Source organism: Pseudonocardia sulfidoxydans NBRC 16205 (assembly GCF_007989085.1).
GTDB classification, from domain to species: Bacteria; Actinomycetota; Actinomycetes; order Mycobacteriales; family Pseudonocardiaceae; genus Pseudonocardia; species Pseudonocardia sulfidoxydans.
Genome location: NZ_BJVJ01000156.1, coordinates 1 through 3,539, shown reverse-complemented (window position 1 = coordinate 3,539; position 3,539 = coordinate 1). Strand labels below are relative to the sequence as shown.

Annotated in this window: 3 protein-coding genes and 1 pseudogene; all 4 read right to left on the bottom strand. The window is 72.3% G+C overall.

Features of this window, described 5'->3' with window-relative positions; all coding sequences use genetic code 11:
• Positions 1-1,141: polysaccharide deacetylase family protein (locus tag PSU4_RS30695; RefSeq protein ID WP_147116151.1), on the bottom strand; the 1,141-nt coding region annotated here is incomplete at its 3' end.
• On the bottom strand, positions 1,138-1,743 hold the full coding sequence (locus PSU4_RS31690) for a hypothetical protein (RefSeq protein WP_186817281.1): 606 nt from the start codon (positions 1,741-1,743) through the stop codon (positions 1,138-1,140). The genes PSU4_RS30695 and PSU4_RS31690, both read right to left, overlap by 4 nt.
• The gene (locus PSU4_RS30685) at positions 1,740-2,738 is read right to left on the bottom strand and encodes a glycoside hydrolase family 18 protein (RefSeq protein ID WP_147116149.1); all 999 of its coding nucleotides are present in this window, start codon (positions 2,736-2,738) and stop codon (positions 1,740-1,742) included. The genes PSU4_RS31690 and PSU4_RS30685 overlap by 4 nt, the downstream gene beginning before the upstream one ends.
• 356 nt (positions 2,739-3,094) lie before the next feature.
• Positions 3,095-3,539, bottom strand: a pseudogene (locus tag PSU4_RS30680) (bi-functional transferase/deacetylase); the annotation flags it as partial.

Genomic DNA, 3,539 nt, shown 5'->3' with positions numbered 1-3,539 from the left:
GATCACTCGCCGCGACCGAGCGCAACGTCGCGGCGATGCACTCCTTCTCGTTGTAGGCCGGGATGATCACCGACACCGGGTCCGTCACCGGTGCGGTCGGCGGCCGGGCCTCGGCGCGGCGCGCGCGCCGCTTGTGGACGATCGCGACGACGAGGATCAGCAGCAGCCGAGCGATCACCAGCAGCCCCAGCACCAGCAGCGCGACCTCGAACGTGCGCACGAACCAGGTCGCGACGCTCACGCTCGTGACCAGGCCCCAGCCGAGGTTGTGGTCGCTCGCCGACGCCGCCTGGTCCGCCGGCGGCAGGCCCACACCATTGCTGACCGTCGTGAACGTGTAGCCCTGCGCCTTGAGCTCGGGGATCAGCCGCTCCAGGGCGGCGACGGTCTGGGAGCGGTCGCCACCGGCGTCGTGCATCAGGATCGCGCCGCCCGCACCGTCCTTCGGCGTCCCCGCGGCGACGATCGCGTCGACACCCTTGCGCTCCCAGTCGAACGAGTCGACGTCGGTGAACGCGGCGACGAGGCCGCGGTCGCCGAGCGCGCGCACGACCTCGAACTGGTTGTTGTCCAGCGCCAGCGTCTCCGACGAGTACGGCGGCCTGACGAGGTAGCTGACCTGGCCGGTCGCGCCCGCGATCACGAGCTGCGTCTGGTCGATCTCACGCGTCAGCCGGTCCTGCGACACCGTCGTCAGGTCGGGGTGGGTGAACGTGTGGATGCCGATCTCGGAACCCTGGTCGACGATGTCGCGCAACAGACCCGGGTGCTGGGCGCCCAGCGAGCCGAGCACGAAGAACGTGCCCGGGACGTCGTTGCGCTCCAGGACGTCGAGGATCTGGGGCGTCCACGTCGGGTCGGGGCCGTCGTCGAAGGTGAGGGCCACCGTTTTCGACGGGTAGCCGATGCTGCGGACCTGGCCGTGCGTCGCGTCGACCACGGAGCCGCCGTCGAGGACGGACACGGGCACCTTGTCGACGGCCGCGCGCGGCGCCTGCCGCTCGGCGTCCGATCCGACCTTGGGGTTGACCCAGCCGTTGAGGGCGAGGATCGACCCGATCATCGCGACCGCGATCGCCAGCAGGAACCACTTCGGCTTGGGGACGCGCCCGCGGCGGGCCTTACGCTCGGGGCTGCTCACGGTGTTCCCGAAGGGCCGGTGCCCGTTCCGGTTCCCGTGCCGCCACCGGTATTGCCGCTGCCGCTGCCGCTGCTGCCGCTCGGGTTGCTGCCGCTCGGGTTGCCGGCGCTCGGGTTGCCGCCACCGGTACCGCTGCCGCGGCGTGAGGTCCGGCTTGTCGTCGGGGCGCTCGAACTCGTCGGGGGTGCCGACGTCGAGGTCTCGGGCACGGTCGACGCCATGGGTGCCACGGCCCGCTTCAGCGCGTCGCCCAGCGGGGCGACCGTCGTCGTCGGGGTTCGGGTGGGCTGCGCCTCGCCGTCGTGCGCGTCGAGGATTCCGGCGGTCCCCGGGTCGCCCCCGGCGACGTCGCCCAGGCCGGGCAACGGGAGCAGGGACGTCTCCTGGTGCGCGGCCAGGCTCACGCCGACGACGCCGACGTAGAGGGCGCAGACCGTGCCGGCGACGTACGCGGCGATCTTGATGCGTCGCCGGCGCCTGCCCGTCCCGTCGACGAACACGGGTCCGCTGGGCCGGATGACGGTCGTCGCCTCCACGGCGGACCCGCCGTCGGCGTCGCGGACCGCCGCGAGGACAACGGTCGCATCCACGTCGTCGTTCATGACCCGTTCCGTCCGTTCGTGGCCGTGGGGGCGCTCGCGGCGTCCCGGAAGAGCTTCGTGAAGGCGAAGTCCGGCTGGTCGACACCGCTGCAGTCCCAGCGGGCCTCGGTGGCGCCGGGGCAGCCGCCGTTGTCGCGGGTGAGCGACCAGAGCCGCACGTCGTGGACCCCGAGGCCGGGGAGTGCCGAGGCGAGGGCGCGCGCGTCGTCGAGCGTGGTGACGGGGCCGGTGTCGTTGCGCCCGATCATGACCGTGACCGCGAGACCCTCGGGCTTCGGCGAGATCGCGTCGACCTGGGTGCGGACGGTGTGGGTGGCGTCGATCATGGCCTGCAGCCAGGTGCCGTCGTAGGCGAAGTTCATGACCATCGCGTTGACCTCGAACCGCACCCCGGCGGCGGCGACGGCGCGGGCGACCGACATGGCCCGCGAGTCGAGCCCCTGGGCGGCGCCCGAGACCTGGAGTGTGAGGCTGACGTCGACGTCGCGGCTGCTCTGCAGGGTGCGCAGGGCGTCGGCGACCCGGTCGACGTCGACGTCGGTCTCGATGTCGACGTCGAGGCGGGTGGAGCTCGTCGCGTCGAGGAGCGCGCCGTAGGCGTCGGCGAGGTCGGCGGACGAACCGCAGACGTTCTCGAGGTACTCGCCGGTCGCCCCGCCGGTCGCGACGGTGATCCTGCCGCCGCGGTCGCGCAGCGGGCCGAGCTGGGCGAGGAGGGTGGGGTCGTCGGCGGCGACGTGGCCGCCCCAGGAGGGCGCGCAGTCGCCGTCGGTCGCGAGGCCGAAGGCGAGCGCGACGTCGTTGCCGGCGCCGGCGTCGGACATGGCGGCGATCGGGGGCTCCGGGGCGGAGACGTCGACGTAGGGGGTCACGACGGCGCCGGCGGGCAGTGGTGAGGAGGTGCTCGCGGTGACGGGGGGCGGCGGCCCGGAGGTGCATCCGGTCAGGGCCGCGACGAGCAGTGCCGCCGTGCCGACGAGACCTGCAGTGACCACGCTCCGTGGCACTGATTCCTCCGGTCAGGGTATTGACGCCCGTTTTGGGGCGATTTCGGTAGATATGTGGTGATCCTGCGCGCGCCTTCTCCGACGGGTGCTCGCAAGATCGCGGGGCCCGCCTGGCTGGCGGACCCCTGGAAATGTCGCGTCCGTGCTCTGCGAGGTTACGGCAGGTAGATCGCGATTCCGCGGGCGGCGGTCCTGTCGGGACGAACGGTCGTCGACGCAGCGGGGCGACGTTCGGAGGGCTCGGAGGTTGCCTCGTGGGGCCTGTGAGTCTGATGTACGGATCGTGATCAACCAGCGATGATTGGGCCGAACGGGTTAAGCAGGCTGAATCGGCCGTGGCGAGGTCATCCGGACCGCCCCGCGACCTGCTCGGCGGGTCCCGCGGCCAGTGCCCGTTCACGGTCCTCGGTCGGGACGGTCTCGAACTGACCGAGGCGGCGCAGCTTCTGCCAGCCCAGCCGGATGCCGGTGACGGCCGTCGCGACCGACTGGATGAGCACCGCATACATGAGCTGCCGGTAGGCGAACTGCTGCAAGGGGAGAAGCCACAGGATCGCCATCTTCTCGCGCTCGAGCCGGAACGCGACGACGGCGGCGACGGTCTGCGCGGCCAGCACCGCCGCCCACACGGCGAGGGTGCGCACGACGTCGTCGAAGATCAAGCCGTAGACGAGCAGGATGTCGATCAGAGGCGCCAGCAGGGGCAGCACCACCTGGAAGACGCCGACGTTGAGCAGCCCGCGGCGGGCGTAGCGGCCCGACGCGCCGGTCCCGCCGATCGCCCGGCGA

Excerpts from the sequence above, each read along its gene's own strand:
- PSU4_RS31690 (WP_186817281.1), bottom strand. The coding sequence starts at position 1,743 with ATGAACGACGACGTGGATGCGACCGTTGTCCTCGCGGCGGTCCGCGAC.